Source organism: Sphingomonas glacialis, from assembly GCF_006439055.1.
Lineage (GTDB): Bacteria > Pseudomonadota > Alphaproteobacteria > Sphingomonadales > Sphingomonadaceae > Sphingomonas > Sphingomonas glacialis_A.
Map to the genome: position 1 here is coordinate 58,009 of NZ_RCZC01000013.1, position 26,285 is coordinate 84,293.

Consider the following 26,285-nt stretch of genomic DNA (forward strand, 5'->3'; position numbering starts at 1 on the left):
TGAAACGGCGGAACGGAAGGGCGACATGGTTAGCATAAGAGACGTCGCAGCGCATGTCGGCGTATCCGATAAAACTGTATCCCGCGTCGCCAATAACGAGCCCAATGTCAGCGCCCGCACCAAGGCGCTGGTGGAGGCAGCGATCGCAACGCTCGGGTACGTCCCAAACATGGGCGCCAGGCTCGTTCGCACCAACCGGTCTGGTGTGATTGGGCTCATTTCCGATGTTGTGTCGACAACACCAAATTCCGTCGACATCATTCGCGGCATCCAGGATCGCGTCTCGACCGCAAAACAAAGCCTGCTGATCGCCAACACCGCTGGTGCGCCCGACGCCGAGCAGCGGATCTGGCGGACCTTTCAGGAGCACCGGATCGATGGCGTTCTGTTCGCGACCATGTACCATCGCCGCGTGACCTTCGCGTCACGTCCCACAATCCCAACCGTGCTCGTCAATTGCACCGCTGCCGACGAGCCGGGCATGCCTTCAGTTGTGCCCGACGATTATGAAGGGGGCTATGTCGCCGCCCTGCGCGCGTTGGACCAAGGCCATCGTAAGATAGGCTTCGTGACGCTTAACCCAAAGATCATCGCCGCAGAGCTTCGCGGCAAGGCGTTCATCGACGCGATGGCGTCGCGCGGCGTCGAGGTGCGGCCGGAATGGGTCCGCGCCGGATACCTCGGCGGCATCGGCGAAGAACAGTTGTGCGCCTATGATGTCGCACGCGACATGCTTCAGGCGGCGGATCGCCCGACGGTCCTGCTAACGGGGAACGACCAGGTCGCCATGCAATGCCTGTTCGCTGCGCACTCGCTCGGGATGCGCGTTCCCGATGATCTTGCGATCATTGGGTTCGACGATTTTCAAATGATCTCGGCACAAGTTATCCCGCCGCTGACCACTGTCGCGCTGCCCTATTACGACATCGGCGTTCGCGCCGCTGACCGCCTGCTTGCAATCCTCGCTGGCGACGTATCGGAGGGAGGCGTCGAATGCCTTCCCTGTCCGATTGTCATACGCGCTTCAGGGTGAACCGGTCGAGCGCTCGCCGACGTCCGAGCTGAACTTTGCAGCGCGCAGCCGCCACCCTTGGTAGCGAACCGGCCCGTTCTGGCTTCCGATGACGCCAAATTTGGTGCTGTCGGCGCGCGACGGATACAGCCTGAACGAGAAGGCAGCAGCGTCGTTGATGAAGACGTCGACCACAGAATGGTCCACGAATACGTGGAACGATCGCGGCCTGCCGAACGCCACCTCATCATAAGCGCCAGTCAAAAGCATCGGCCCCTCACTGGTCCCGGAAAGGCTCGATTTGCGCTTGTCGAGGGTAAGCTTGCGCGTTGCAGGGTCATAAATCACTTGCGTGCTCTCGGCGCCATCGGGCGAGGTCGCTAGAATTAGACCGATCGGGCTACTTGAGGTCTTGTCGCCAAAGTCGACCTTATACTCGGCGCTGGCACCGAGATCGCCTATCATCTGATCGCCGACGAGCCCCTCGACGGCCCCCTCGAGCGTCCGAGCTGAGTCGCGGAGCGCGGCCAGCTTGGACAAAGGCGCTTGCCCCAGCGTCTTGCCGTCCCCTAGAAGCCGCCACTCTCGCGGCAGGCTAAACGTATGCGCCCAGCCGGCCTGCTTCTGGGCCTCGGTGGAACGGCGCTCGTCGACGATGCCGATACCGACAAGATTGCCCGCAGCATCACGATCCACCGTCGGGCTCAAATGTCCTGGGATCAAATCGAGGAACTTCGGCGCGAACTGCTCGGGCGTGAAAGCTTTGCCGTCCCAAGCGCCGATCCAATAAACCGCGCGCGTCGTGGGATCGCCATATTTCGAGACAGCGCCGCCGATCGGATTGGCGAGCAGGATATATTTGCCCTGCCCGATTGGCTGGAAGACGGGCATCTCCCAGATATCCGAGCCAATATCCATCTTCTCGAACGGCGCAATCCGCGGCTGCTTCTTCCAGCCCTTGATGTCGTCGATGTCAGCGCAGCGATAATAGGCGACCCCGCCACCCTTCTCCGGCAGCGCAGCGCCGACGATCATCCGCCATTCCCCATCTTGCTGCCACACATACGGGTCGCGGAAGTCGCGCAAACCCGCCGCATTGATGATTGGCCCGCGCTTCTGCCACGTCCTGAGGTCTGGATCGGCGCTCAGCGCAACCGAAATTCCGGGATTAAACAGATCCGGACTATTGTTGACGCTGGTGTAGAAAGCATACGCAACACCCTTCGGCCCGGTCACCACGTCACCCGACCAAATGCCCTTCATGTCGAAGCCGAACGTATCCGTCTGCAGGGTCGGCCACAAAGCGTCGGGCATATAACGCCACTTGACGAGGTCGCGACTGACCATGTGGCCCCAATGCATCTCGGTCTTATACGGGCCGTTCGGCGTTCGCTGGTAGAACATGTGCCAACCGTCGTTGCGCCGGATTAGGCCATGCGGCTCGTTGGTCCAATTCGCGGATGGCATAGCGTGGTAGAGGGGGCGCTGGATATCGCCAGCAAAGCGGCTGGCGGGGACAGCAAGCGAGGCAGCGGCGTCAGAAGCCGGAACCGTTTCTGCCTGTTTCAGGATATCCTCGCGGGACAAGGTGCGATCAAACACTCGCACATCATCGAAAGCGGCGTTCAGTCCGTTGACAGAGAATATGCCCATCGTTGCATCTTGCCAGCTGCGTGCGATCCGCAGGTCTCTAGGTGCAACGAGAAATGGCTTGCCCACCCCGGTTGCGACCTCGCCGACGCTCTTGCCGTCGAGGAACAGCCGAGCCACTCCCACCGCCGGGTCAAATGTCGCTGCCAGATGCGCCCAACGACCGAGGGGAAAGGGCGCGCTCGCAACGACGCGCTTGTTTCCGCGCGTTGTGGAAATGCGCAAACCCCAGCGCCCGTACATGTCGATGAACAGGTCAAAGCCGGCTTTAGCGGTTGCCTGGTTCAGAAAGGACGCGGGCTTAAGGGAGGCGACAGGCACCTCGGCATCGGACGGATTGCTTTCCAGCGCGACCCAGGTTTCAATCGTAAAGCCGCGGTTGGGTGCAAGCGTGAGTGGCGCAATTACAGCACTAGAAAAGCCGTCGCTGCGCCACCCGCGGCCCCGGACACCGGACGTAAAATCCGGCTGGGAAAACTGCGTCTCGATGCGGAATTCGGATTCCGTAGCCGGTGAGTCAAACGTGAGATCAAGGATTGGCCGCTGTTCGCCGGCGGAAGCTGCGTTCGCGGCCAACAGACCCGCGGCGAGCGTCGATGCGCGCGCGATCCGCAGCGCGCATTTCCATTCGGAACTTTTTTTAACCACTGCCAACCCTCCGACGTCTCGGTCATTGCCGATAGTTGGGAACACGCTGCCGTACGCAACAGGCCCCCGTCAACGAAAATTGTCGACGTCGACAATTTAGGGTGGACATGGGGTTTCGAGAGGGGCAGCTCAGTGGAGCTTGGAGGCACGTCCGTGATCCGATGGAGTGACCCACAACCGGCCATTCCGAGGCGCCTTCTGATATCCCAAGTCCGGTCATACGTTCATCGAACCTCTGCCTCGGATCGGCCATTAACAGGCGATCCGGGCAGTCAGCGCCAATTCTTAGTCCAACTCCCGGGTCCGATCGCACGATGCCCCCTTCAAACGGCAGCCTTGAATCAACCCGCGGGTCCCGGGCCAAGCTTTGCCAACGATGCCTCGTTATCACGGCCCCTCCCTCCACCGCGTCGCAGATGATCGGTATCTTATTCACAAATAGAAGGACTAGCGGGTGACAGTATGATGCGCCGCTCATCGGCCAGCAAGAAACCCGGGCGTACAGGGTGTCTGACTTAGACGAGCGGAGTTGTCGCCATGTACCACGCACGCTTTAACGTGACCGCTACGGATACGCTTTTCGCAGAGCTTTTAGATCGTCATAGAACGCCGCTTCGCGCCCATGCACGTCGCCTGACCGGAAACAGCATCGATGCGGTTGATCTTGTCCAGGACACAATGCTGCGGTGTTGGTCGGCCCGGAACAGCTTCGAGCCGGGTAGCAATTTCGGGGCCTGGAGCCGGGTGGTGATGCGCAACAGCTTCCTTTCGACTCATCGCCGCGATCGTTTCCATGCCAGTCTGCCGGAAGAAGCGTTCGATCGCATGCCCGGTGTCGAGGGCGGGCAGGACCAGGCCGTGGAGTTGCGGGACATCGGATGGGCACTCGGCAAGCTTAGTTCAGACCAGCGCGACGCAGTGGTGCTCGCCGGGAACGGCGTATCAATCGAAGACGCCGCACGTGAGCTCGCTATACCAGAAGGCACTTTCAAAAGCCGGGTGGCGCGCGGCAGAGTGCGTCTCCGACAACTGATCGAGGACCCTGCTGCCAAGTCGCTCTCACCAATGGTGCGCAAGGACAAACCCTGGGAACGCCGCAATTGGGAAGGAGTGCTGATCGGTCGCTTGTGATGCAAAAAATAAAAATTCTGCGGCACGAAAGCCGACATTCCGCCACTGCCTTTTGCAGCAGCCAAGCCGTTCATATCGCACGCTGTCTTTTCATCGTTGAAAAAGCGACACCCTTGCAACGGTAATCATGATGCCGCTTGCTAGGATAGCGCGTCCCAATATCATCTCGACATGAAATTTTTAGCTGTTCTTCTCGTCTTTGCATCCCCCGCGATAGGAGCAGAGCTTAGCTATCCCCCCAAAGGATCTGCCCAACAACGAGCAGATTTTGAACGCGGGCAAGCCAATCAAGCGAAATTCGAGCAACGGCTTTTTACTGAAGCAGGCTTCAGGCCGCTGGCTGACATGCTCGAATCGAAAAGGATCGTTCGCCGGGCACTGTTTGAAGATCCATACATGATACTACCGATTCCCGGTGTTGAAGCAGAGCATCTATCGGATGGGACAGTGACCATCAGGGTTGTGGGGCGAGCCGGCGAGAGCGACCCAGTAAATCTCCCCGCCTCGGCGTGGGAGCATCTAACGAGCTTGGAGGGGAATATGCTGGCACCGAAGCCGTATGTACCGTGGGACCCGCCCAAACCCGATCTTCCGTCACTACCGCCCCCGCCAATATGTCATGGCTGGATCGTCCGGTTTGGAACGTCGGAAGACGCGGTGCAGGGCAGCGGAAGCTGGGCGCAATGTGGAGGTAAGGACCAGCCAGGTACGGCATTTGCTGTTGAGATGGCGCGGCTTGCCGTAGAAAGTCATCTTGGTTGCAAGTTCGATCCTACAAACCCGTTTTGGTCATTCAGCAGCTGTTTCATGCCCCGCCCTACATCAGCGACAAACTGACAGACAGACTTACAAATTGCGAAATGGACCCCTTTCGCGATGACGGTGCGGCTGCTTTCGGCATCGAACGATGTGCTCCTAGACGGCAAGATCTGATCGACAGGGGTCCGTCAGCTTTGCGGCAACGACGACCCAGTTCGGGCCATTCAGGTTGCACTTTCCGCTGCCCAAAAACAGACATCGGTTCATCGAGAAATTGCAGCCGGTTTCTGGTCGTCGGCCTGTCCGTCGATCATCGATGATATCTGAAACGAGACCGTCAGCTGGTCCGCAAGGAGGCTAGCATTCGAACACATAAAGCCGACGGTTATCGGAGCTTGTCGATATGATGACCTTGTTACTGCTCTCGACGGTAGCGATTATGGTCGGCGGCCCAGCGCCGGGTCCGCGATCCGCCACACCCAGGATTGCCGAGGTAGTCACATCCCTGGACGACATAATTTCCCAGCCAGACGATTATAATGGAACGTCTGTGCGGCTTGTTGGTCAGATCGACCGGTGCCAAGGGTGGGGGTGCAGAGTGTGCCCCAAAGAGGCAACGCCGGAAAACCCGATGTCCAGCCGATGCTTGTCGCTTTCATGGGATTGGCAGCGCGGCACGACACCTGCGCGGGGTTTCAGCTTTGACGCCGTCTACCGTTACGCGACGGTCGAATTGATTGCGCGCTTCGATAAATCTTGCCTGGGTAAAGAGGTGATATGCACTGATCGCGCTTCGGTTTTGCTCGACGCACGGGCTATCCATGTTCTTAAGCGTCGGCCTAGCGCCCTCGGGCTTGGAAGCAGAAGCGAGCGAGATCGTCTCGTTGACGCCCCAGCCGAGACAACTGCGGACCTGACAACATTGCTTGCCGACGGTTTTGAACGTGGTCCCGCAGGACCCGACTATCGGGCGTATGCCTACCAAAGCGATCCGGTAGCGGCAAAAGCCGCGGTGATCTGCCGGTCCTACGGCAAGGACGATAACGCCAAGTGGCCAATAGATGCCGCGGCTGTCTTAGCCCCGAGTTCGGAGGACCGTTTCCGTTGTTATTGGGCCGATCGGTCGGATGGTCGCTGGTTCATCCATCCAGATTGACAAAGAAGTTCCTTTTGGCGAGGCGCCGGAAGGGTTTGCGGTCTGTGAAATACGCCAGCTAATGCCCGACAAACGCGATTGAATGTGGACCGTTAGGCGTTGCTACGGCTTCCAAGACCCAGATCCGGACGCCCAGGGCACCACTGTCGCTTCCCAACTCCGGCCATTCATTCATGTTGGCTGCGCAGTACAACATTGGGTGCAAGCACGCCGATACGGCCGGGAATGCCTGACTTGCATCGTCGATACCTCGCTGTCCCGTCCGCGGGTCGTTCGTGAACTGAGCGCCATCGCCGAACGTCGCGGGCTGCCGTGCATGATAGTCAGCGACAATGGCACCGAGTTGACCAGTCACGCCGTCCTCGGCTGGTGCCAGGACGCCGCATCGCGCCGGGGAAGCCCCAACAGAACGGTTCTGTGGAACCATTTAAAGGTCGCTTGCGCGACAAATGCTTGAACGAGCACCTGTTCCCTTCGCCAGTTGCGGCGAGACGGCGCATCGAGGCCTGGCGGACGGTCTACGACACCGTGCATCCGCCGAGTAGCCTTGACGGGTTGGCACCCGACGAGTTTACGAACCGCCCCCGCCAAGGGCACATGGACACCGAAGCTAAGGTATCAGCGATCTGAAATGGGGAGCAGGTCACGCGCGACGCGGGTAAACCAACGGTTCTCATCGGCTGCGCATCTAAGAATGAAGTCTTCATCTACTAAAGTCCTGAGAAAACCCGTGCAACTTCTATCAATAAGTTTCGTGCGTCGAACGGTTTCCGAATATATGCGTTGGCACCGTGCTCACGAGCTATACGTTCAGACCATTGGCTCCGACGTGAAGTCATCATCACTATCGGAATCGCGCGAAACCGCGCCGATGCCCTGAATTCATTTAAAAGTGTCATGCCAGGCTTGCCCGGCAGACCGCAGTCGAGAAGAACAATGTCGGGGGCCTCATACCACGCGATGTCCATGGCGTCTTCGCCATTGGCGACGCAGATCACGTCATAGCCCGCTTCGGACAATATCCGCGTCGCAATTGCACAAATGATCGGATCGTCGTCAATTATTAGGACCTTTGTTACATCGCTCGGTGCCGTAGCGCTTACGTCCACGCCTTTCCTCCACTCATCATCGCTTCAGCATTGCCGACCAACCGAACCGCATCGAACGGCTTTCGCAGATAAGCATTAGCGCCTTCATAACGTACGATACGCTCATCGCTTTCGCGGCCGGTGAGCAAAAGTACGGGCAGGCTTTGCAACTGCGAAGATTCTCGCACGATGTGAAGCAACTGAACGCCCGACAGCCCCGGCATATTGCAATCCGGTACAAGAAAATCCGGCGGCCGGCGCTTGATTCTCTCCAAGGCTGAAAAGCCGTCAAGAAGCCCGCCTAACGCGTGGCCGGCTGTCATAAAAGCATCCGGGACGAGGCGTGCTATGATCTCGCGATCATCAACCAATATGACACTGCCAGGATCAATCCTCTTCCCACACCAATTCGAACGCACCCTCAATATTTCGCTGCGTGGGTCGAATGGCTCTTACTACGAGTCCCTTATTTATTCAGTTGTTACTAGGCGGTAAGACGCTGCCCCTTACGCGGCGTCGGCGAGCTTTGGCCATCCATCTGACAAAACGCTGAGCGTTTCGTCTGAAGCAACGCGCGTTAGCTGCGCCTCAAGTTCGGCGGCAGCCGACCCCAATGCCGCTTCGCCGAAGAAGCCCGCTGTTCCTGCCAATTTATGGAGCAAATCGGTTATGTGGGCTAGGCTTTGCTTGTCGAGATGCTTCTCCCGGACCGCCGTAGCGATAACTTTCAGTGTCGTCTCCCGACGTTCAAGATATAGATCTTGTATCGAGTCCGCGGATAATAGGACGGGCTGGTCTAACGCTTTTTCACGCATGGTGTTTTTTACGAAACGGCTGATAACATCGGTCAGGTCCCGCGTGCGAACCGGCTTGGACAAATGCGTCTGCATCCCGGCTTCTAGACAGGCCCTAATGTCATCCTGATACGCGTTGGCAGTCAACGCGACTATCGGCAGCCGCTCGGCCGAGAAGCCGCGTGCCCGCAACCGGCGCGTCGCCTCCAACCCGTCAACAAGCGGCATCTGCATGTCCATGAAGACCAGGTCGTATGGCTTCCCGTCAGCAGCGGCGTCCTCGACCATCCTCACCGCCTCGGCGCCATCTTTAGCGATCGCGGCGTCGAAGTTGGCGGCGGTCGCTAGAGAAAGCATCAGCATCTGATTGATCTCGTAATCCTCGGCAATGAGGATGCGCGCGCGCTTGGCAAGTGGCTCATTGCGCTCTGCTGCTGCGAAGGCAGCCTGCTCGTTTGAATTTCTCGTGGTGACCTGCAGGGGAAGCCGGATCGTGAAGGTAGACCCTTTGTCCAATTCGCTGCGCACGTCGATTGCGCCGCCCATCAGGCGGGCCAATTCGCTGCTAATCGAAAGCCCAAGGCCAGTTCCCCCGAAACGCCGCGCAATCGAGCCGTCAGCCTGCGCGAATTGTTGGAAGATCGCATTCAAACGATCGTCGGGAATGCCAACGCCAGTGTCGATGACTTCGATTAGCAGCGTCTGGTCGAGCACTGAAGCCCGAACCGTCACGCCACCCGTGTCGGTAAACTTGAGGGCATTGCCGATCAGGTTAAGGGCGATCTGCCGAATGCGCAGTGCGTCACTCAAGATATATTCCGGCAGCACTGGATCGATGTCGAGCGTCAACAGGAGGCCCTTCGACATCGCCACAGCCTCCATCAACCGCACGCAGTTTTGCAATTTGTGCCGCAGGTCCACCGGTTCGCTAGAAATCTCCATCTGTCCCGAGTCGATTTTCGAAATGTCTAGAATATCATTGAGCAGCCGCATCATTGCTCGCCCAGACTCCGCGATGAGTTGCACTTGGCGCTGCTGCTCCTGGTCGAGGCTGCTGGCAGCGAGGAGCTCGGTAAATCCCAGCACTCCGTTCATCGGAGTGCGAATCTCATGGCTCATATTAGCTAAGAATGCAGCCTTCGCGGACGTCGCATTCTCTGCGTTCGCACGCGCCTGACGCAAAGCCTCCTCCATCTCTTTTTTAGATGAGACATCGCGAATCGACGCAATGACTTCGCTCGGCCGACCTGCTACGTCGCGTACCAAGCCACAATTGGCTTCGAGCCAGCGATAGACTCCCGGTTCGCCTGCCAATTCTGACCGGTAGGTGATGATCGTCTCGGACAACGAGCCGCTTGCCAAATTGAGGAACGCATCGGTGACGGTCGCGCAATCTTCAGGATGGAAGCGCGCAAGCATCTGGCGACCGACTATTTGCGCCGGGTCAATGCCCGTTAGCCGCCCAACCGACGGCGAGGCGTAACGGCAGCGGCCATCGAGTCCGATGCGGAAGACGGCATCCGTGGCGTTGGTAGCGAGCAATTCCAGCTGGGCTTCACGCTCGGCAAGCTTCACTTCGGCAGCACGGCGCTCAGTTATGTCAATATTGACGCCGACGAAGCTGCTAACCACACCCTTCTCGTCAACTTCTGGCCGGCCGATCCCATCGACCCACGAGATAGACCCATCCTTGCGCACCCAACGCCACTCCTCGCGGAAAGCGCGCCGCTCCGCGACCGCGGCGGCCCATGCCGCATAGACCCTATCGCGATCATCGGGATGGAGCGAAGTCGTCCAGCCGTCGTTCCTCCAGCTGTCGTCCTCAAATCCCGTCAGCCGCAACCACGCGTCGTTGACATATTGGCAGTTGCCTGTGCCGTCCGTACGAAAGATCCCAGCTGGCGCTAGATTTGCCAGCGTTTGGAACTTACGCTCGCTATCGCGTAGCGCCTCGGTCGCAGCACGCTGCACCGTGACATCGACGATCACACCGACGTATCCAGTCAGCGTGCCATTCTCGTCGAATTCGGCGGCGTTTACAGTCTCGACCCAAAGGTCGTCCCCTGCAACACCGCGCAATCGCACTGTTCGGCGGCGCACGTCGCCAGCCGCATGAAAGCCGGTAAATGCCGGATCATCGGCATAGGCTTGGGGATCGGCAACTGCTTGCATCCAGCCGCTTCCTAGCGATTCGTTGACCGTCAGACCAACTTTTTCGCACCAGAGCCGATTGACGTAGGTGACCTGTCCTAGCGCATCGGCGCGGAAGATCCCGACGGGCGCCGCTTCGGCCATGCAGCGAAAGCGCGCTTCGCTTTCGGCGAGTTCGCGATCGTGATGCACGGCCTCGCTGACGTCCCGGATATTGCCCGTCGTCCCGATGAAGCGTCCGTCGCCATCTGTCAGCCGCCGGACGAGCACTTCGATGTGCCGGCGTTCGCCCGACGCCGTAAAGAACCGCTGCCGCAGCCTTGCCTCCTCGAGATCGCCGACCGCGATCTTCGGGTAAATGTCGAGCGTGACCGCCTTGTCCTCGGTATGGAGCAGCTTCGTCGTCGTCCAACCGAGGCTCTCTCTGACGGAATAGCCGGTGAGGTTCTCCCACGCCGGGTTGAGGAAGATCCAGCGGCCCGCCGTATCGGTGCGGAAAACGACCTCCTGCATGTTGTCGAGGATCGTGCTCGTAAAGGATTGCGCGTCAGCCAGTTGCCGACGCAGCGTTTCGCGGCCCGCCAATACAGTCGCGACCGGTAGCCCCATGGCGAACGCTGTTGCGAGGAACGCTTGCAGGACCAAAATCTTCGCTGCCACGTCCCCATGGACAAGCATGATCGGGCCGGTTCCGAGGAATGTCGCGATCGAGGCGACGACCGCTACGATCCCAACGCTTGCGGCAGTTCCAGGAATGCCGGCGCGAAACGCAGCCACGATCACGATCGGGCATGCAAGGAAGAGAAACGGAAAGCGTTCCTGCGAAAAAATCAGCACCGAGCCGATCAGTGCGAGACAAAGCAGCACGCCCCAATTTGTCGCCGTTGATCGAGTCAATGGTCGACGTGCCCGCCACGCGTCGACCGCGACAAGGATTAGCGGAGTGACGATCGCTAGGCTTAGCCCATCCGAGATTACCCAAGAGCCGTATGCAGTCAGCATGTCCTGATCGTTTGTCGCCAGACCAGTTAACGCGACCGCGCCCGACGCGAGTGGCGCCATAATAGCGAGGGCAAGGAACGCACCAAGCGTTCGCAGGTCCCCCACTTCGGGATTGCGGCCGAACGCCCGGCGCATGACGAAAATAGCGATGACGACTTCAGTAGCATTCGCGAATGAAAGCGTCACTGCGACCGACGGAACGTCGCCGACCAGCATGTTCGTCACGACGTTCGCGGCAAAGCAGGCAGCGACGATCCACGGGCAGCTATTATTGCGGGTTCGGAGGAGGATCCCCACCAACACAGCATTGGGTAGCCAGAGGGCGGCAACTCGGCCTCCGGTGCGGGTTAAAGCAAGGCCAGCGTAGGCGAGTGCGCTGACGAGTCCCGCAATGGCAAGGATAGCAAGAACGCGCAGAACGAATTTAGCGCGACGTGATGTCGGCTCTACAATGATTTTCGTCATTTAAGAAACGCTAGCGGCGTTAGGTTAATTTTTGCGGAAAAGGTCCGCAGCGAGATTATCGCGCGCCTGCCAGTATCGGAAATTCTAGGGTGATTTGATCAAGGTAAAGTTGTTTCGTTACGCCTCGGCTTTCGCTCGTACCGATCCAAGTACGTCGGCCGCGGGCCGTAACGACAACATGTTTCTATGGTCGTCGATACGATCACCACGGACGTCAGTTTTAGATAGCCCGTGCTTCCGCTTCGAACACGTGCACCGCAGCTTTACAGACGTTGGAAAGGAGTTCATAAATTGACCGGTTCGGCCACATTTTTGGCTCGACGATCACGGTAGGGCGTTTCTTGGACATTCTCTTCATCGAGGATGACGCGATGAACCGGCGGGTTGTTCGAGACATGCTCGACGTCGCCGGAGCTACAATGATCGAGGCGGAAAGCACCGAAATTGGCATAGGCCTCATCAACAATCACGATTTTGACCTCGTGTTGCTCGACTTACGCATGCCGGGAACCGACGGATTCGAAACGCTACGCCAAATTCGCACTCGGAATGACGCAAAGTCAAATTTGAAGGTCATAGTGCTAACTGCCGACACAGCATTTGACTTGCGCGCCCGTTGCGATGCCGCAGGGGCGAATGAGGTGCTATTTAAGCCAGTCGCCATGGACATTCTATTCGAAGCCATCGGCAAGGTTATGGCGAGCGCAGGCGGCATTATCAGGTGAGCCGCGCTGATAATGGCGTCGACGCATAGCTGACGCGTACGCCACACATCCATCAGATAACAGTCTGGCCCGCCCTGTATTCGTCAGCTGAGTGGCCCCGACGCGATCGGGACTTCTGTGGCGAGGGTAGCAATCCTTTCGATCAGCTTTTGCGGATCGAAAGGTTTGACGAACCAGTCGGTTGCGCCGGCAGCCATGGCTTGGTCAAGCGATGCCGTGTCGTTCAGTGATGAGATAACGATGATGGGCGGCTCGCCAAGGTCATGGCGATTCGCTAGTGTCTCAAGCAGGCTAAAGCCGTCCATCCGAGGCATGTTTCTGTCGGTGGTGATCACATCTGCGCGGTGATGGCCCAGCCATTCGATCGCTTCCACGCCATCACCCGCGCGGGCTGTTCGGTGCCCCGCTTCGAGCAGGGCATCCTCGAGAATGTCGAGGATAATGTCACTGTCATCGACCGTTAATATCAACATTTGCCGCACCCATTCCGAGCCTTACGCCGTGCGCAAATCTAACCGTGGTTCGTACCGGATCGATAAACGGACTCGTCCGTAGTTTCCGCAACATCCGATGAGCGCAACATCCCAGCACGCGCGGCGACGAGCACGGCCTCGGAGATCGTTGTGACGGCCAACTTGTTCATGATCGCCGCGCGATGCGTTTCGATCGTACGGATGCTTACCCCAAGCTCGTGCGCAGTGACCTTGTTTGCTTGGCCATCGGCGATGCGCGAAAGGACTTCCCTCTCACGGACTGACAAAGACGCGATCAATGCCATGGCCTTGCGCTTGGACTGGTTTGCTGCGCGATCGGTACATAGCGCCTCGAACGCCTGATCTATTCGGCGGTGGAGTTGGTCAACTTCGAACGGTTTTTCGAGAAAATCGCGCGCGCCGTATTTCATTGCCTCGACCGCCATAGCGATGTTGCCGGTCGCGGTTAGCACAATCGTTTCAAACCGCTTCGGCTCGCTACTTAGGTGCCGCAGGACATCGATCCCCGAAGATCCCGGCATTTGCACATCCAGAAGCAGAACGCCGGGATCACGGTCTTCGCAATCGCGAAGAAACGCATCGCCCGAGATAAAGCACTGCACATGCAAATTCTGATGATGAAGCAAGGCCGATCGCAGGATATCGCGCAGGATTGGGTCATCATCGACGATATAGACGAAATCGCTCACGCGCTGATCCTAGATCTGTAATTCAAGGTCACTCGAGCCTAATAGCGGCATAGGCCTAAAGACCGCTGAAGATTGGGCCGATGGAACACACGCACGGACGTGGCTACTGCCGCACGGCGGCAATATCAAGAATCTCGGTCGAACGGACGTCCACAGAAACTATTTTTGCAAAGCTGCCGCTGGCGCCAGTCGGATCGTCCGAGGCGAGCGACCATGGCAGTGGCAAAGCATCGGCATTTACCGAGATTCGGTGCGGTCCGTCCGCGACATGTTCGAACCGATAGCGACCCGCGGAATCGGTGGTTATCGCCTGGATTCCATCCAGAATGACAACGACGCCGGGAACACCGTGCTCATCGGCTTCTCTACGTCCGTTGCCGTTGCCATCCAGATAAACGTTGCCTTCCAACGTACCAGTGCCCCCGACGGGATAGGTCGATCGACCCAGGAGCGCGTTCGGCAGCCCTGCGGACAGCGCGTAGCGCAGGGTAAATGCACCGGAGCGCAGCCGGAACGAACTGCTTTGCAGCCGGGCGATCTCCTGTGGGGTATAGCCCAAGGGGGAGGTCGGTAGACCGAGCAGCCCATAACGGCTCGAAAAGCTTGATCGGGCGTCGGTCAACGAGGCTGACAGGGTCCACAATGAAGACAGCCGGACCGTTGCGATGGCGGTGCCCGAAAAGGTCTGACCCTGTTGCGAGGTCAGCGTGCTGAGTGCGCCACCCGTCGAATCGACTGGGCCAAAATAGGCGGACGAAGTGCTCGCAGCGTTGCTGCTATAGGCGATCGTCGCATCAAGCGTGACTCCGTTAAACGGGGTCGCACCGCCGCTGATCGCGCCGCTCAGGGTATTGGATTGTCCCTTCGAGCCAGTCGAGGCGCCAAAAAGCGCGCCATCCGACTGGCGGCGATGGTCGAAAGAGAGTTGCGTGGTGAGCCGGCTCCCGGAGGGGAACCAAGCAGGCAGCGACCAGGTCTGATTCCACCCCAGCCGAAACAAGTCGGAAAACGGGTCGTGGCTCCAGCCGGCTTCGCCACGCGTCGGGCCTAGCGGCGTCGGTAGATCGACAAAGCCGAGGGTTTGGAACGCGGTAATTCCGTTGGCCCTGCGGAAGGTGCTATTGATCCCTACCGAAGTGACAAAGGTGAGCTGGCGCCGAACATCGGCATTGGTGACGAACCCGCGCGATCCAAGTTCGTTGAGCGCGCGCACTCCATCGAGGCTCAGCGTCATGCGCCAGCGTTGCGACGAGGTTGCGATGCGATAATAGCCGCCGACCGCATTGTTGACGATCGCAGACGTTCCCCAGCTCAGGTTCGGCGCGAAGTAATAGACGCCGCCTGTCTGCACCGTACGCCCCGCGCGGTAGCTCGCGTCGACCCACGCACCGGCTGCCTGCCCCGAATTGCGCGAAAGAATTATTGGGTCCGTTGTCGATCCACCCACACTCGACCAAAGCGCGGTCGTCCGCAAGCTTAGCCCGTTCGCTCGGTAGTCGAGCGAGACGAGCGCGGCGCGCGACGAAATCTTCGATGCGGCAGCGCTCGGGGCTGCAGCTTGCTGGATAACAGAATAGGGATCGTGCGTGTTCTCGATATCTATCGCCTGCAGCCCGACCGTCAACGTTTGCGAGACGTTGACTTGGGCGCCGGCCGAGGCACCGACACCTGACAGCCCTCTGAAATTGCCGAGCCGCAGGCCGCCCAGCAAACCGGGTTCACCAATCGAAAGGTTGACCGTGGCGACTGGTCGGGGGTCGTCAGTGCCGTTTGCAGCGGTTATTCGCGCGTATCTGTTCAGTGAAACACTGCTGCCGAGCAGCGGCGTGGTAGGGATAAAGAATCGCCCTTGCTGGTTGACAGTGCCAATCGACCGAGTCGACGTCATGCCGATCGCGCTGTCCGCAAGCCAGCCTTTGCCGAGCGGAAGTCCCTTACTCGAGAGCGTGATCGAGGCATTCGTGCTGTCCGATCGCGTGCTGTCGAAGAGCGTGTCGCCACTGCCGCGTCGGAGCTGCGCGTTTACGCCCAACAGGCCATAGTTTGCGGTCTGGTACCGACCAGTAATCGAGATGCCGACCTCTTGCTGTGCAGTGTCGACAAGCGCTGTCTCCAAGTCGCTAACTCGCGACTTTGGCAGGATCTGTGATGCACCGATTTCGACGATTAACGATCGGATCGGGCCGCTTTTCCCGGATGTCGCGTCAGATTCATCGTGAGTGAGCGGCTTGAGCTGACCGCTTGTAATAAGCCGGTCGATATAGGGTTCGGCCGGGGGCGGAACGAGCGCGCCGCTGGTTTGTGCGCCCGCCACGCCGGGCGATAGGGCCAGCAATGCGGACAGGAGCATGCTGGCGGCCGATTTCAGCCCGCCGGACCGAGCGCCAAACCAATCGCCGGGAGGCCCACGCATCAAGGATCAAACAGAGCGTCGAACTTGAACGAATTTGCCGAATCATTCATGGTCCCCGTCATCTTCAGCGGATAGGCGATCGGATATACCTTCGCTTCCTTGGTAGGTGCTGCACCGCCCCGTTCAATCGCATCCGTGCCGGTATCCACGTCGAGAATGACCATTCGGGTCTCGCCGGGTAGGATCGGGAGAGTAGAAGGTGTGAATTCGCGCTTGATGCCCTTAGCGTCGGTTCCTGTCAGGAACGCAGCGAGACGGCCATGCGCCTCGCCGGTATTCTTTACGAGCAGCGTTGGTTTCTTAACGCCATCGACCGTCCGCACGTCAGCCTTCACGATTTGGAGATGCGGTTTCACTCCACCGATGGCGACGTAGACGATCAGCGCGATTTGCGCAGTCACTGGGAAGCTAACGCCAGCGGTCGGCGAGACGCGTTTTTCGCCGCTCGAAATAAGGATCGCGAAGCGGCATTCCATCGGCGGCGTGCCCGGAGGGGGCGTTACTTCGAAACGATAGCGCAATTGTTGTTTTGACTGTAGCATCGTTTGAGCGCGTTCGATCGACACCCATGGGCGACACGATCCAGGCTTGAGCGCAGTGCTCGTCGCGACGCCGCCATCGGCACTTAGCTCCCATTCGGCGGTTGCAAAATTCAACTCCGCCCCAATATTGGAAGAGTTGGACAACTCGGCGACGCCGCGAACAGTCTGCCCCGCTTGGCCCGCAAGCTCGAACCTCGGGGGCGAAACAGACAGAGCAAAATCCTCCGCATGCGCAGGTGCGGGCCACAGCGCGGCGGTGTATCCGATCGAGGCAGTGGCAGAGCAAATTCGAGCGAGTAATGCCATGTTTTACTAGTCCAAATCGATTTCAAACCCGAAGCCCAGCGCTTCGGGGCCCGTAAGCCGCGTGCCGTCGGCCTCGAGGGTGATGTTGAACTGGTCGCGCAGAATTGGTCCGGTGATCGGGCCGGCATAGACGAGCGTACGATCACCCGAAATTAATGTTCCGGCGAGCATTGCGCCGCCCGTTGTCCAAGTTCCGCGGACCGACGGACCCGATGTGCGCGGGAGGCTCATATAAATCCGCCCGGAGCGTCCAATCCAACTGGCGAGATTGAGTTGCACGCCGACACGCGTGTTGGCCGAAACGATCGATGAGGCGCCCGACCGGCCGACTGGGCGCCACCGCATCGCTAGCACCGGATCAAGTACGACCGTGCCACTATCGTCGACCCGAAAGCTGCTTCCAGTGGCCGAGCCTGAGGCGACCGTCTGCGCTGTGAGGGGCGCTAACGGCATCACGTTCAACCAGAAAAGGAGTACTGCCGTGCGCAACCTGTTCATGGCAGTGAAAGCGTATAGACGGCGCGGCCGGTATACGTGCCCGCCGCCGGCACCACCGTGTTGGCGTAGGTGAAGGTCATGCACTGTTCCTTCCACGCATTCGCCGGGAAGGTCGCCAACGTCTGCGTTCCCCCGCTGAAGGTGCCGTTCGGAAATTGTGTGATGGTGTCGCCGGCACCCGACATGACCCAGCTGATCTGACTGAACGGGATCGTGTCACTTCCGTTGGTCAGATTCACGGGCGTGGTGACGGTAAGTGTGGCGGTCCCCGCGCCCGCGCCCGGTGCCGACCAGGCTCCGATATAGACTTGAGATGGGGGCGTGCAAAAGGCGTAACCGTCAATTGGGCTTGCCGACGCGGTGCTGTTTGAGGTCATCTGCACCGCGGTCCCAGAACCGAGGCTCGCCGCCGGGACGCTTACCGATACGACGTTGATTGTCGCATTGTTGCCCGGTTTCCCGCCGGCGTTATACGTCCCTACATAGCCGCCAACACCGACCTGAAGATAGATGGATCGCTGCGCCGCCGTGATCGTGATGGTATAGGCGTCGGCAACTGCGGGGGTCGCCAGCAAAGCGAAAGCTAATGCCAGCTGTACGCGACCTGCGATAATACCAATCGGCAGACCCGATTTTCGCTGAACCATTCCTGCCCCCTTACCGCATTCGACCACGGTTGCCGGCGGCCCCGTATTGGCACAATTGGCGCCCCTGGGGCCGCGCTACCACAGTACCTTATCGCACCTATCAGGGCATGGATACGCCGTACGTGACCCGGCCATTGTTGGTGTTGATACCGCCGTAGGTACCCGCGGCGACAATCGCGGTGTTCTTGTAGCTGAAGGTCCATTTGGCATCGAGATTGGTCACTTTGGTACCGCTGGTGGTCGGCAAGTTGATGCTCGTCGTACTGCCATCGACCAGACCCGGATGGCTGAGCGCAGTCGCGGAGGTGTTGGAAGCAACCGCGACGTTCATCTGCGTCCAAGAGATCGTGTCGCCAGCGCCATTGCCGAGCGCACCAGTCGTCGTCGAGCTAAAGGCGATAGCGCCATTATTGCCCATGACGCGCGCGGTCACCTGACCGCCGGTGAGATCGCCGCCAGTACCCGCGATCGCAGTCCCATCACCGATGTTAGCTGCTGGGACGGTGAACATCAGATTATCCATTGTCGCGCTGGTCGCAGCATTCGTGCCAGTGCCGACACGTAGATATACGAATTTCGGGATCGTGATGGTGAAATCCAGATTCGCCGTCGCCGTCAACGGCGTCGCCGTGCCGGTTACGAATTTGGATTCCGCGTTCGCGACGGACGGAAGGGCTGCAATCCCTGCTAGCAGGACCGTAAGGTTCATGACGGTTCGCATCTTCATTCCACCTACTCCACTACAGGCCGGACGATCTCCGGCTGAGATTTTGTGTGGACTGAGTGATATCGAAACCGTCTCTCTGGTTTGTATCGCGCGGGGCCCGTAATTCCCGCAACTCGGACGATGCTCTCAGCAGAGTGAGCGGCCTCAAGTACAGGTCAACGCCCCCCGAAAGAGCCGCCCGGTTCCTCCGACCGGAAGGTGAGTTCACGGTTTTCAATCGACCCCACAAATCGGTGCGCTCCCGTCTGTTCACCGATCGCGCGCTCACCGCCCAGGTACCCTATCGTCGGCCGCGCCCAGCTTCCAAGCTTCACGGGCGCGACAGCGCGCGAGGCGGGCTGGATTTGGGACATGAGATTCGCCGACGCGCATGGCATGGGTGTGTATACTCCAGCGCGCATATCGACGACGCGCGCGGCAAAAAACTTTTCATGCCTGGCTTGGTGTTGAGCCCGGCACGATTCCGACGCGTTGCCTGGCTTTCGAGCAGGGCTATCGCGAACGCCAGTGGATCGACAATCGTGCCGCGGTCGGGCTGGCGGCCGGTTTCCTCGAACCGCTAGAGGCGACAGGCACCGTCGTGATCGAGGCGGCAGTGGCAATGATCGTCGAAATGCTGCCGCATGTGGCCTGATCAACGCCCTGTCCGTGCCCTTCAACGCGCTGATGCGCGCGATACGACAATCTCGTGACTTTCCTGTCGCTTCAATACTGCCTCAGCCGCCGCCTGGAACCGTTCTGCCGCGACAATGCCGATCGAAGCACTTGGTCCGCGCCACTGGCCGATCTGATCGAGCATTGGCAGTGTCGCCCGCCGGGCCGGTTCGACTTCGCGCTCGACACCAGGCTTTGCTTTCATCAGTCATAAATAGGTGCTTTACGGCATGCAGACGATGACACCGACCTTCCTACCGGCCTCAATCGCCGAGCGAACGCCGAAACGGCAGAGCATCAGTTCACGCGGATCCGATCGCCTTGCGGGCGAGCGAAACGCTAATTACCGTCAAACCGGGATCTGCTTAAGTGATCGAAGATGATACACATCCGCGACCGCGGCGCCCGGTGCAATGAGGCCACTGCGAGGAGCAAACTTTGGCAGCAGATTTATTGCTATACGGCAATCATAGTTGATGTATGTTGCTTTGGCCGACCGAGATGCGGGCGACCAATTTTACGGTAGTGGGACGCGGCCGGGGCTGAAATGTCTCGGCCTAGTTTCTCTAGCTTAGCTGGCGCGACGTTATGTTCACCAGGCTCCGCGACCTCTGGTTAAATCGGGCTTCGTCGTCTTTTCTTTACGCATCGCGATCCGCCTGGCCGCCGTCCGCTTTCAGACATTCGTACGTCGCGGTTGCACCTACCGAAATATGATTCCTGACAAGCCCGAGATTGAAACAGACAAAATTAAATTTGTCGGCCCCTAAGCCATAAGGGTCGCTTCAGTCCTAGGCTCCGACTTTCTCTATACCCAAGCTGGGAGCGAAAGTTCGGTAGCGGTCCCGGGGTCGTCTCCGACAAAACTAAGTATTAAATCGACCAGAAACTCGGCCTCATCGGGTGTTTCAGACCCCATTGAGGCCAGTTCATGGTTCTTCAGTGCGCGCTGTACCCAGCGGGGCGGCCCGACATAGGCAAGCGGCCAATTAGAAAAGCGGCGTTTGATACATGCTTTTTCGCGCAAGTTACGCACATTGGTGTGCAGCGGATCAGCGACAACGCGCGCTCGCATCTTCTTTACGCCATTCGGCGTCCCCTCAAGCACGTGGACGAACGAGCCTTCGCACAACAATAAAGCGCCCGTCAGCCCAAGGTCCGCATTGTTCTTTCGTCACGTTTTCAGCACGCCGTTTAGGACCGCATAGTCGCGTGTTTCCACCGCCGCGAATTTACAATCGCTGACATTGATGTTGAGGACCAGATCGCGGTCGTCTAACACCTTGCGCCGGGGCGGGCTCACACTTTTGACGCCTCATCACGCGCAAGCGAGACCATGAAATCGACAATCTCGTCCTCGCGCAATACCAGGCCCGGCGCAGCCAATGGAGATTCCGCGAAGCGCTTGCGTACCGCAGGCGCGTCTCCAACAAATCCCATTGACCAATCGGGAAACTGGCGAGCGGGCACCGTGCGATTGACCAGCAATTCAACATCTTCGTGCCGCGGATCGGTTGCAATGCGATCAAAGGTGGTCTGGACATCGCCTTCGTCACCCTCAAGCAATTGGACGAACCAGTCCTCCTTGAACAACATGGCACCGGTCACATTGGCTGCAGGATTGCGTCGTCGCGCCGTCGCTAGGATACTGTCGACTTCTCCAAGATAAGAAGAAATTGATCCGTTGAAGACAGGAACGCTGCGGTAAACGATTGTGTGAACGGCCATGTTATCCCCCTCCGAATGAGGCAGATAGATGTACCATTTCGGCCATTAATAAACTGTGCGATACATCTAATTAATGAGCGGCTATCATTCTGCCATCGCGCCCGGGCGCGTTGATCTGACATTGCCCGAGCTACCTCTCACACCTGGTGAAGTTCGTGGCGCCCGATTAGCTGTCGCAAGACGCTGACGAACGTTAGGCCGTCGGCCTCGGCAGTGATCTTATCTGGATCGGCCAACACTTCGTCGATCTGTGCGCGTTCTGGGGCATCCGGGTCAATACCCGCGAAGGCCATGGACCAGTCGGCGAAGCTCCTGCTTGGAATGGGCTGGTGCTGGATCAGCGCGACATCGCGGTGCCGAGGGTCCAACTGGATACGCTCAAACGTGCTTTCAACTTCGGATAGCGGACCTTCCAAGACCTGAGCGAAACAACCCGAGCTGTAGAGCAGCGCGCCGGTGATCCCGCGCTGACGGTTGCTTTCGCGCGCCGTGTGCAAGATCGCCTCGATCTCCTTATTCAAGGATGAGAGGTCCTGATTATCGACCGCATTTCGGCTGAAGTAAGCGAGCATATAGAGGGGATCAGTCATGGAGGGGCTGCCCTTTCTCGGCGCAGACGTGGTTGACGATGAAGTCGGCCACCTCGGTATTGGGGATGGCGCGGCTGACTAGGAAGCCCTGCATCTCGGTGCAGCCGGCGTCCCGCGCCAGTGCCGCCTGACCCTCAGTCTCGATCCCTTCAGCGATCGTCTCCTGACCTAGGCCTGAGCCAAGCGAGGCGATAGCTCGAACCATCCACATAGCGCTGCTGCGCGCTTCATCTGCTGCCTCTTCGGCGAGGTCCAACATAAACGAGCGGTCAATTTTGATGCGATCGAAGGGTAGATTGCGCAGTCGGCCGAGCGACGAGTATCCGGTGCCAAAATCGTCAAGCGCGAGCTCGCAACCCATCTGCTTGATGGCGAGAAGGGTCTCGGCCACGTCGCAGACCAGGGCGTTCTCGGTGATTTCCAGCTCCAGCCGCTTTAGGGGTAGGCCTGCCTCCATGGCGGCGCGAGCAATGGCTGCCAGCAGAGATGGCCCATCCCGCAACTGTAGGGGCGAGACATTGACGGCAATCCTCAAAGGACGTCCGCCGAGTGGAACAGGCCACGCGGCGGCGTCGCGGCAGGCGATGCGCATAACCCACTCACCGACTAGCTCGATCAGGCCGATCTCTTCGGCGATTGGAATGAACTCGGCCGGAGAAATCCAGCCGCAGAGAGGATGCCGCCATCGCAGCAGAGCCTCGAACCCCTTCAGCCGCCCATCGGCGAGACACACCTGGGGCTGATAATGGACCTCGAACTGTTCCGAAACGAGCGCACGCCGCAGTTCCACCTGCTGCAGTGTCAGCGCTGCACGTAGATCGCTTTCCAGTTTCTGGCGCACGCTGGCCGTCGTCTGCATCGAGGAAGCGAACCGGCGCAGCCGACTTCGGCCATCCTTCTCCGCTTGATGAAGTGCGAGGTCGGCACCGTAAAACAGCGAAGCGGCGTCGAACCCGTCTTCAGGGGCCATCGCAAACCCGACGCTTGCGCTTATGGTGACGGAATGACCGCTGACGGCATAAGGGCGGCCGATGTAGTCCAGAATCCGAAGCGCGACCGCCTCGGTCTCCACGGTGTCGGCCAAGAGGACACCGAAGCCATCGCCGCTGACGCGTGCTACCATAACGGCTCCCTTCGCCAGGCTGACTAGTCGCTGCGAGACTCGGCACAAGAGGGCGTCGCCGACCTCGGTACCAAACCCGTCGTTGGCCAGCTTGAAGCGGTCGAGATCCAACAGGATGAGGGCCGGGTTGGCATTCGGCGGGGCAAACAGGGCCGCGAGCGCATCGACGAGCTGCTGGCGGCCAGGAAGGCCGGTCAGCGAATCACGGACACCGAATTCCGACGAATTTGCTGCTGTCGAGCGAAGGATAGGTGGACTCTCTGTGGATTGAGGTAAACTCATTGAATCCCCGCCGCCGCCGTTTCAGTTTTCGGCCTCTGCCAAACTGGCTTTATGTGTAGTTGCGCGACGATGTGACGCGTTCTCCTGCCGAGGAAGTCGGTTCTAGCCGCCAGATATTAATAAGCTGCGCCCCGTGTGGACGACGAGCGAATGGCGAACAAAATGACGATTGAAGAGCGTTCAGCGAAACTCCAACGCAGCGCGACTAAAGACATCGATGGTTAAAGAATGCCGAAATATTCCACCGGCTACGGCAGCGGTCGCTTTTGAAATCGATGCGTTGAGCCCTCAACGACAGAAACTAGGGCACATTGTTGCCGCCCCAATGAAGCTGAACGAATGACCGAAAACGCAGTCTGCGGCTCCAAACCGGCCAGTCCGTAATCCTGAAGAGTTTCGGGCGCCGGCAGGCGTACGAAAGTCTGGGAGGCCCGAACCCGCGGGCCTCGAGCGGTGACCTATGGGGATTTCGGATTTTGGCAGGTTGGAGTGGTTGCTGACCTGACGGATTTGTTGTCGTCCGTCCCCGCGGGCCGACCCGATGCGGGAGCTGATAATGGGCTTTCAGGTATAGGTCGACGATCCGCGCCGGGCGCAGCGACGCCTCTGATATCGCTACGCGCGAGCTCGTCTGTTCCCCGACGCGGTCGCGATGCGGGGTCTATCGATAACGGGCCGTGCCNCCTGAAGAGTTTCGGGCGCCGGCAGGCGTACGAAAGTCTGGGAGGCCCGAACCCGCGGGCCTCGAGCGGTGACCTATGGGGATTTCGGATTTTGGCAGGTTGGAGTGGTTGCTGACCTGACGGATTTGTTGTCGTCCGTCCCCGCGGGCCGACCCGATGCGGGAGCTGATAATGGGCTTTCAGGTATAGGTCGACGATCCGCGCCGGGCGCAGCGACGCCTCTGATATCGCTACGCGCGAGCTCGTCTGTTCCCCGACGCGGTCGCGATGCGGGGTCTATCGATAACGGGCCGTGCCGGGTCACAGCGCCCGTACTCCGGGTGGCACCGTCGACGCCGGCGGTGCGCGAGGCTGGTGCTGGCGTTCGAAGGTCTCGATCACGACCATATGGCCGCCGCAGCATGGGCATGGCGGTCGCACATCATCGGGCTCGATTGGCGTATCGGCGGCGGCGGGTAGCGCAACGCCAAGCAGCTGACGAACGTGGTCGAGATGACTTTTGCGGGTGGCGCCAGCGAGCAGGCCGTAATGGCGGATGCGGTGAAAGCCCTTGGGCAGGACGTGGAGCAGGAAGCGGCGGATAAACTCGTCTGCGGTGAGCGTCATGATCTGTTGCCGCTCGGCGCCGCCGCAGCGGTAGTCCTTGTAGCGGAAGGTGACGCCGCTGTCGTCGAGGCGGATCAGCCGGCTGTTCGAGATCGCCACCCGGTGGGTGTAGCGCGACAGGTACGCGAGCACCGTCTCGGGTCCGGCGAACGGCGGCTTGGCGTAGACCACCCAGCGCTTCTTCCGAACCGGTGACAGGTGACGCAGGAACGCGCGGCGGTCGGCGAGTGGCGCGAGACTGCCGAAGAACGCGAGCCGCCCCGCCTCGTGCAGCGCCATCAGCCGGGTGAGGAACAGGCGCCGGAACAGCTTGCTCAGCACCCTGACCGGCAGCAGGAACGCCGGTCGCGACGACACCCAACGGGTGCCGTCCGGCGACAGCCCGCCGCCCGGCACGATCATGTGGATGTGCGGATGGTGGGTGAGCGCCGAGCCCCAGGTGTGCAGCACGGCGGTGATACCGATGCGGGCACCGAGGTGCTTCGGGTCGGCCGCGATCGTCGTCATCGTCTCCGACGCTGCCTGGAACAGCAGGCCATACACCGCAGCCTTGTTCTGGAGCGCGATGTCAGCGACCTCGGCCGGCAGCGTGAACACAACGTGGAAGTAGCCGACCGGCAGCAGGTCCGCCTCGCGCTCGGCGAGCCAGATGCGCGCGGCGGCACCCTGACACCGCGGGCAGTGCCGGTTCCGACAGCTGTTATACGCGACCCGCCAATGGCCGCAGTCCTCACAGGCGTCGACATGGCCGCCAAGGGCCGCCGTCCGACAGTGCTCGATCGCCGACATGACCTTGAGCTTGTCCAGGCTCAGGTGCCCGGCATGGCTCGTCCGATATGCAGGACCGGCGGCGCGGAAGATGTCTGCGACCTCGAGTGAGGCACGCACCGGGTCAGCCGCCGGGTGCTCTTCCCGCGGTTGTGACCATCGTCAGCTTGTCGAGCGGACTGGTCACGTTGCGCATCGTCCGGGTCGCGACCTTGGTGTAATAAGCGGTGGTATCCAGCTTCGCGTGACCAAGCAGCGCCTGGATGATCCGCACGTCGATCCCGTCCTCGAGCAGGTGGGTCGCAAAGCAGTGCCGCAGCGTATGGGGGCCGATCCGCTTGTCGATGCCCGCCGCGATGCCGGCCTCGRCGACCACTCGGTGCAGCTGCCGCGTGCTCAGCGGCTTGAGATAGTGCTGGCCTGGAAACAACCAGCCATCCGGGTGCATCACGCCTTCCTGCCGCCCGACCTTCCACCACTCCCGTAGCAGCGCGAGCAGGCCGGCTGGGAGCATGGCGTTGCGATACTGCCCGCCCTTGCCGCGCTCGACCCGCAGCAGCATGCGCTCGCTGTCGACGTCGCGGACCTTCAGGGCGGCGACCTCGGCCGCGCGCAGCCCGGCGCCATAGGCGACGGACAGCGCCGCCTGATGCTTGAGGCACCTGGTCGCCGTTGCGGTGTCGGGCGAGCGCCCCAGGAATGTGGCGAACCGCCCGACGTCGCGGATGTAGTTGCGCTGCGTCTCGCGACAGAACCGTCGCATCTCCATCTCGTCGATGAGGCGCTGGCGTAGCGGGCTGACAGCCACGGCGGGTGCGAGGATGTGCATGGTGAGGCTCCTTCTGGTGGAGCCCGATGCTCTGCCTGCGTCCTGCATCGCTCAACCGGCGCGCAACGCTCTTTCCTTCACCTCAACCATGCCGCACACGCCCTCCCGCGCAGCGGGTTCGTGCA

At 59.8% G+C, this 26,285-nt stretch carries 24 protein-coding genes and 2 pseudogenes; 7 read left to right on the plus strand and 19 right to left on the minus strand.

Going from position 1 to position 26,285, the window contains the following annotated elements; translation table 11 throughout:
* The first annotated feature begins 25 nt into the window (after positions 1 to 25).
* On the plus strand, positions 26 to 1,033 hold the full coding sequence (locus tag EAH76_RS23400) for a LacI family DNA-binding transcriptional regulator (RefSeq protein ID WP_161989134.1): 1,008 nt from the start codon (positions 26 to 28) through the stop codon (positions 1,031 to 1,033).
* Here the strand turns inward: EAH76_RS23400 and EAH76_RS23405 are convergent.
* Positions 1,025 to 3,310, minus strand: coding sequence for a LamG-like jellyroll fold domain-containing protein (locus tag EAH76_RS23405; protein WP_161989135.1), 2,286 nt, complete (start codon positions 3,308 to 3,310; stop codon positions 1,025 to 1,027). The two genes, EAH76_RS23400 and EAH76_RS23405, sit on opposite strands and share 9 nt — an antisense overlap.
* Before the next feature lie 537 nt (positions 3,311 to 3,847).
* Here EAH76_RS23405 and EAH76_RS23410 point away from each other — a divergent pair.
* The 4 genes and pseudogenes from EAH76_RS23410 to EAH76_RS24685 all read left to right on the plus strand — a co-directional run.
* Entirely contained in the window at positions 3,848 to 4,441 is a 594-nt protein-coding gene (locus EAH76_RS23410) for an RNA polymerase sigma factor (protein ID WP_140852672.1), read from the plus strand.
* A gap of 171 nt (positions 4,442 to 4,612) precedes the next feature.
* Positions 4,613 to 5,278 carry a hypothetical protein gene (locus EAH76_RS23415; protein WP_140852673.1) on the plus strand — a complete coding sequence of 222 codons (666 nt, stop codon included), beginning with the start codon at positions 4,613 to 4,615 and terminating at the stop codon, positions 5,276 to 5,278.
* 553 nt (positions 5,279 to 5,831) lie between these two features.
* Positions 5,832 to 6,356: a hypothetical protein gene (locus EAH76_RS23420; RefSeq protein WP_161989136.1), complete on the plus strand. Its 525-nt coding sequence runs from the start codon at positions 5,832 to 5,834 to the stop codon at positions 6,354 to 6,356.
* Positions 6,357 to 6,570: 214 nt separating this feature from the next.
* A pseudogene (locus EAH76_RS24685) lies at positions 6,571 to 6,986 on the plus strand (integrase core domain-containing protein); the annotation flags it as partial.
* 80 nt (positions 6,987 to 7,066) lie between these two features.
* Here EAH76_RS24685 and EAH76_RS23430 read toward each other — a convergent pair.
* The 3 genes from EAH76_RS23430 to EAH76_RS23440 form a co-directional block, all read right to left on the minus strand.
* The gene (locus EAH76_RS23430) at positions 7,067 to 7,465 is read right to left on the minus strand and encodes a response regulator (protein WP_140852676.1); all 399 of its coding nucleotides are present in this window, start codon (positions 7,463 to 7,465) and stop codon (positions 7,067 to 7,069) included.
* Positions 7,456 to 7,863: a response regulator gene (locus EAH76_RS23435; RefSeq protein ID WP_277754323.1), complete on the minus strand. Its 408-nt coding sequence runs from the start codon at positions 7,861 to 7,863 to the stop codon at positions 7,456 to 7,458. Before EAH76_RS23435 ends, EAH76_RS23430 begins: the two co-directional genes overlap by 10 nt.
* 87 nt (positions 7,864 to 7,950) lie before the next feature.
* Positions 7,951 to 11,856, minus strand: a complete 3,906-nt coding sequence (locus EAH76_RS23440; RefSeq protein ID WP_140852677.1) for a PAS domain S-box protein — start codon at positions 11,854 to 11,856, stop codon at positions 7,951 to 7,953.
* 341 nt (positions 11,857 to 12,197) lie between these two features.
* On the opposite strand from EAH76_RS23440, the gene EAH76_RS23445 reads away from it, so the two are divergent.
* The gene (locus EAH76_RS23445) at positions 12,198 to 12,581 is read left to right on the plus strand and encodes a response regulator (RefSeq protein WP_140852678.1); all 384 of its coding nucleotides are present in this window, start codon (positions 12,198 to 12,200) and stop codon (positions 12,579 to 12,581) included.
* An 83-nt stretch (positions 12,582 to 12,664) separates the two neighbouring features.
* Here the strand turns inward: EAH76_RS23445 and EAH76_RS23450 are convergent, their stop codons facing one another.
* The 7 genes from EAH76_RS23450 to EAH76_RS23480 form a co-directional block, all read right to left on the minus strand.
* A complete protein-coding gene (locus EAH76_RS23450; protein WP_140852679.1) occupies positions 12,665 to 13,054 on the minus strand; it encodes a response regulator in 390 nt (129 codons plus the stop codon).
* Positions 13,055 to 13,092: 38 nt separating this feature from the next.
* The gene (locus tag EAH76_RS23455) at positions 13,093 to 13,764 is read right to left on the minus strand and encodes a response regulator transcription factor (protein WP_140852680.1); all 672 of its coding nucleotides are present in this window, start codon (positions 13,762 to 13,764) and stop codon (positions 13,093 to 13,095) included.
* A gap of 103 nt (positions 13,765 to 13,867) precedes the next feature.
* Positions 13,868 to 16,114 (minus strand): SdrD B-like domain-containing protein, encoded by a 2,247-nt coding sequence (locus EAH76_RS23460; protein WP_161989138.1) that lies wholly within the window; start codon positions 16,112 to 16,114, stop codon positions 13,868 to 13,870.
* Between the two features lie 62 nt (positions 16,115 to 16,176).
* The gene (locus EAH76_RS23465; protein WP_140852682.1) at positions 16,177 to 17,025 is read right to left on the minus strand and encodes a COG1470 family protein; all 849 of its coding nucleotides are present in this window, start codon (positions 17,023 to 17,025) and stop codon (positions 16,177 to 16,179) included.
* Positions 17,026 to 17,031: 6 nt separating this feature from the next.
* Positions 17,032 to 17,523, minus strand: coding sequence for a hypothetical protein (locus tag EAH76_RS24065; protein ID WP_161989139.1), 492 nt, complete (start codon positions 17,521 to 17,523; stop codon positions 17,032 to 17,034).
* Positions 17,520 to 18,170 carry a hypothetical protein gene (locus EAH76_RS23475; protein WP_140852684.1) on the minus strand — a complete coding sequence of 217 codons (651 nt, stop codon included), beginning with the start codon at positions 18,168 to 18,170 and terminating at the stop codon, positions 17,520 to 17,522. Before EAH76_RS23475 ends, EAH76_RS24065 begins: the two co-directional genes overlap by 4 nt.
* A gap of 100 nt (positions 18,171 to 18,270) precedes the next feature.
* Positions 18,271 to 18,897 (minus strand): hypothetical protein, encoded by a 627-nt coding sequence (locus EAH76_RS23480; protein WP_206667928.1) that lies wholly within the window; start codon positions 18,895 to 18,897, stop codon positions 18,271 to 18,273.
* A 370-nt stretch (positions 18,898 to 19,267) separates the two neighbouring features.
* Between EAH76_RS23480 and EAH76_RS23490 the strand changes: the two genes are divergently transcribed.
* The gene (locus EAH76_RS23490) at positions 19,268 to 19,531 is read left to right on the plus strand and encodes a tryptophan 7-halogenase (RefSeq protein ID WP_140852686.1); all 264 of its coding nucleotides are present in this window, start codon (positions 19,268 to 19,270) and stop codon (positions 19,529 to 19,531) included.
* Positions 19,532 to 19,552: 21 nt separating this feature from the next.
* Here the strand turns inward: EAH76_RS23490 and EAH76_RS23495 are convergent, their stop codons facing one another.
* The 8 genes and pseudogenes from EAH76_RS23495 to EAH76_RS23525 all read right to left on the minus strand — a co-directional run bounded on the left by EAH76_RS23495 (position 19,553) and on the right by EAH76_RS23525 (position 26,160).
* Positions 19,553 to 19,756 carry a hypothetical protein gene (locus tag EAH76_RS23495; RefSeq protein ID WP_140852687.1) on the minus strand — a complete coding sequence of 68 codons (204 nt, stop codon included), beginning with the start codon at positions 19,754 to 19,756 and terminating at the stop codon, positions 19,553 to 19,555.
* Positions 19,757 to 20,359: 603 nt separating this feature from the next.
* Positions 20,360 to 20,713 (minus strand): annotated as a pseudogene (locus tag EAH76_RS24930) (BLUF domain-containing protein); the annotation flags it as partial.
* Between the two features lie 12 nt (positions 20,714 to 20,725).
* Positions 20,726 to 20,854, minus strand: coding sequence for a hypothetical protein (locus EAH76_RS24765; RefSeq protein WP_277754324.1), 129 nt, complete (start codon positions 20,852 to 20,854; stop codon positions 20,726 to 20,728).
* On the minus strand, positions 20,851 to 21,279 hold the full coding sequence (locus EAH76_RS23505) for a BLUF domain-containing protein (protein WP_140852688.1): 429 nt from the start codon (positions 21,277 to 21,279) through the stop codon (positions 20,851 to 20,853). Before EAH76_RS23505 ends, EAH76_RS24765 begins: the two co-directional genes overlap by 4 nt.
* Before the next feature lie 137 nt (positions 21,280 to 21,416).
* Positions 21,417 to 21,869, minus strand: coding sequence for a BLUF domain-containing protein (locus EAH76_RS23510; RefSeq protein ID WP_140852689.1), 453 nt, complete (start codon positions 21,867 to 21,869; stop codon positions 21,417 to 21,419).
* On the minus strand, positions 21,862 to 23,274 hold the full coding sequence (locus tag EAH76_RS23515; RefSeq protein WP_140852690.1) for a putative bifunctional diguanylate cyclase/phosphodiesterase: 1,413 nt from the start codon (positions 23,272 to 23,274) through the stop codon (positions 21,862 to 21,864). The genes EAH76_RS23510 and EAH76_RS23515 overlap by 8 nt, the downstream gene beginning before the upstream one ends.
* A 983-nt stretch (positions 23,275 to 24,257) precedes the next feature.
* On the minus strand, positions 24,258 to 25,451 hold the full coding sequence (locus tag EAH76_RS23520) for an IS91 family transposase (RefSeq protein ID WP_140852691.1): 1,194 nt from the start codon (positions 25,449 to 25,451) through the stop codon (positions 24,258 to 24,260).
* Positions 25,452 to 25,455: 4 nt separating this feature from the next.
* The gene (locus EAH76_RS23525) at positions 25,456 to 26,160 is read right to left on the minus strand and encodes a tyrosine-type recombinase/integrase (protein ID WP_140852692.1); all 705 of its coding nucleotides are present in this window, start codon (positions 26,158 to 26,160) and stop codon (positions 25,456 to 25,458) included.
* Between the last annotated feature and the right edge of the window lie 125 nt (positions 26,161 to 26,285).

What these genes read in the sequence shown, in the direction of transcription:
- EAH76_RS23400 (WP_161989134.1), top strand. Translation starts at nt 26, where the DNA reads ATGGTTAGCATAAGAGACGTCGCAGCGCATGTCGGCGTATCCGATAAA.
- EAH76_RS23410 (WP_140852672.1), top strand. Translation starts at nt 3,848, where the DNA reads ATGTACCACGCACGCTTTAACGTGACCGCTACGGATACGCTTTTCGCA.
- EAH76_RS23415 (WP_140852673.1), top strand. Translation starts at nt 4,613, where the DNA reads ATGAAATTTTTAGCTGTTCTTCTCGTCTTTGCATCCCCCGCGATAGGA.
- EAH76_RS23420 (WP_161989136.1), top strand. Translation starts at nt 5,832, where the DNA reads ATGTCCAGCCGATGCTTGTCGCTTTCATGGGATTGGCAGCGCGGCACG.
- EAH76_RS23440 (WP_140852677.1), bottom strand. Translation starts at nt 11,856, where the DNA reads ATGACGAAAATCATTGTAGAGCCGACATCACGTCGCGCTAAATTCGTT.
- EAH76_RS23450 (WP_140852679.1), bottom strand. Translation starts at nt 13,054, where the DNA reads ATGTTGATATTAACGGTCGATGACAGTGACATTATCCTCGACATTCTC.
- EAH76_RS23460 (WP_161989138.1), bottom strand. Translation starts at nt 16,114, where the DNA reads ATGCTCCTGTCCGCATTGCTGGCCCTATCGCCCGGCGTGGCGGGCGCA.
- EAH76_RS23465 (WP_140852682.1), bottom strand. Translation starts at nt 17,025, where the DNA reads ATGGCATTACTCGCTCGAATTTGCTCTGCCACTGCCTCGATCGGATAC.
- EAH76_RS24065 (WP_161989139.1), bottom strand. Translation starts at nt 17,523, where the DNA reads ATGAACAGGTTGCGCACGGCAGTACTCCTTTTCTGGTTGAACGTGATG.
- EAH76_RS23475 (WP_140852684.1), bottom strand. Translation starts at nt 18,170, where the DNA reads ATGGTTCAGCGAAAATCGGGTCTGCCGATTGGTATTATCGCAGGTCGC.
- EAH76_RS23480 (WP_206667928.1), bottom strand. Translation starts at nt 18,897, where the DNA reads ATGAAGATGCGAACCGTCATGAACCTTACGGTCCTGCTAGCAGGGATT.
- EAH76_RS23490 (WP_140852686.1), top strand. Translation starts at nt 19,268, where the DNA reads ATGGCATGGGTGTGTATACTCCAGCGCGCATATCGACGACGCGCGCGG.
- EAH76_RS23495 (WP_140852687.1), bottom strand. Translation starts at nt 19,756, where the DNA reads ATGAAAGCAAAGCCTGGTGTCGAGCGCGAAGTCGAACCGGCCCGGCGG.
- EAH76_RS23505 (WP_140852688.1), bottom strand. Translation starts at nt 21,279, where the DNA reads ATGGCCGTTCACACAATCGTTTACCGCAGCGTTCCTGTCTTCAACGGA.
- EAH76_RS23510 (WP_140852689.1), bottom strand. Translation starts at nt 21,869, where the DNA reads ATGACTGATCCCCTCTATATGCTCGCTTACTTCAGCCGAAATGCGGTC.
- EAH76_RS23515 (WP_140852690.1), bottom strand. Translation starts at nt 23,274, where the DNA reads ATGAGTTTACCTCAATCCACAGAGAGTCCACCTATCCTTCGCTCGACA.